Source organism: Methyloglobulus sp. (genome assembly GCF_040079455.1).
Classification (GTDB): domain Bacteria; phylum Pseudomonadota; class Gammaproteobacteria; order Methylococcales; family Methylomonadaceae; genus Methyloglobulus.
Genome location: NZ_JBEBKJ010000165.1, coordinates 1 through 1,892 on the forward strand (window position 1 = coordinate 1; position 1,892 = coordinate 1,892).

Genomic DNA, 1,892 nt, shown 5'->3' on the forward strand with positions numbered 1-1,892 from the left:
ACCGCCACCTGAAACCAGCACAACTTTTCCCTGCTGTTTAAGGGGTTTTCTTTTGACATACCGTGGGTCTGCATTGAATTCAACAATGTCGCTATGGGCGAGTGCAAAGCCTTGTAGGCTTTCGTTGAGGAGTGTATCAATGCTATTGATGAATTTTTTCATGGAATCGCCTCTTTCGATTAACCCTATGTAGTCGATGCTGAAAAACTCTTATTCATCTGAACAGTAACCTAATAAGGGGACTTTAGTTGATAACTGGGTACGTTGACCGTCATTGACTGCTTTGTTCGGTTCTTGGATAACCTATAGAACCTGTTGAAGCAGTCAAAAATAAAGCTCAAAAAAGCCCTTAACCAGAGCTTTAAGTTCCAGGCCGTGGCGGCCAGCAAGGCATTGATGGGATCCCCCGCTGTTCCTTTAAGGAAATTCCGTGCCAGCCTAAAATCGGCTTTCAGGTGGCCGATGACCGGCTCTATTGCCGCCCGGCGGCGGCAGCGCTTACGTTTTTGGTCGCGCTGGTAACGGCTGTCACGTTTGAGTGGCGGGCCCGGTAGGATAATTTGGGTGTTACCGACGGTTTTGCTGCCCCGGTAGCCCCGGTCACAGACTGCCGTCTCAACTTCTTTGCCCCGGCTGGCGGCCGTGTGTCTTAAGATGTCCGGCAAGGTATGGCCGTCGAAGACGTTATGTTCATGACTGACCACGCCGACGATGACGTTGCTTTTGGCGGTCACCGCAAAAGAGACTTTATTGCCATATTCGTAGGCCTTGTGGTCTTTGCCTTTGGCGATGCAATAAACCTGGGGTTCATGTAAGGAATAAATCTTGTCCGAATCCTGCGGCTGTTGTCCTAGCACGCGTTCGTAAAACAGGAAGTCCTTCTGATAGCGCTCGAACAGCGCGACCTTGGGCAAGGCCCGGCGTAACTCCCGGATCAACGCATGGGCAATGGTGCGCAGGCGTTTGAGCGCCTTTTTGGCCTTGCCACGACGCTTGACATGCCTGAAATGACGCAGGCTCAACCGTAGCCCCTTAACTTCTTGACCATAGGTGCGCCGTTGCTGGATACCATAGGCTTTCGCCAGTTTGTTCAGGCGATTAATGATCTTGATCGCCAACTTACCGTCAGTCGGATAGGTGATATTCTTTTCCTGGACGGTGGTGTCGATGTTGACCGTATCTTCCAAGGCGGCCTTGCCCTGAAGTAGGACGCTAACTTCGAAAATTCGGTTGATGCCGTCAGCACCTATCCGAGTCCTAAATTTGGCCAATTCAGAGCTGTCGCAAGGCGGCTTCAGGCTAAATTCGGTCAAGCCGCAAAATGCTTGGTAGTAAGGGTTGCGTTTGAAGTCCAACACAACATCTTCGTCGCTTAAGTCTTCCACTTGCTTTAACAGCAATAAGCCGGCCATTAACTTAATCGGCAAGGCCGGCCTGCCAACACCCGGACAATAATGGCAACCCAAATCGCGTTCCAGTTCCTGCCAGGGGATGGCCCTGGCCAACACTAACAGCGGGTCGTTCGGATCAAGCTGTAGCAGTAAGTCAGTACCAAACAAATTGGTTTGGTGTCCGTTTGAGGAAGGCATAAGCATAGGCTATCTTTTCGACCGGAAATTAACGGTTATTTTAACATTTTCGGTCGATCAGATCATCAATATAAAGCATATTGCTTATTTATATCAATATGATAGATGGTTTTTCAGGATTGACTAAATAAAATGAAATTTGAGAGTAAAGACGATGAACAAAGGCCGATTAGAGGCATTCAGTGACGGTGTTTTGGCGATCATCGAAGGAGTACACGGAAGCGTAACGCTAGTGGAGCGGTGTACGACGACCCCCGCATAGCCGTAGCGGCCGGGCGTGTTGACGGAGTTGGAGCGCAAGCG

General features: G+C 49.9%; 1 protein-coding gene. It reads right to left on the reverse strand.

Going from position 1 to position 1,892, the window contains the following annotated elements; translation table 11 throughout:
- Positions 1–230: 230 nt before the first annotated feature.
- Positions 231–1,589 (reverse strand): IS5 family transposase, encoded by a 1,359-nt coding sequence (locus ABL924_RS18325; protein ID WP_349028535.1) that lies wholly within the window; start codon positions 1,587–1,589, stop codon positions 231–233.
- Positions 1,590–1,892: the final 303 nt, after the last annotated feature.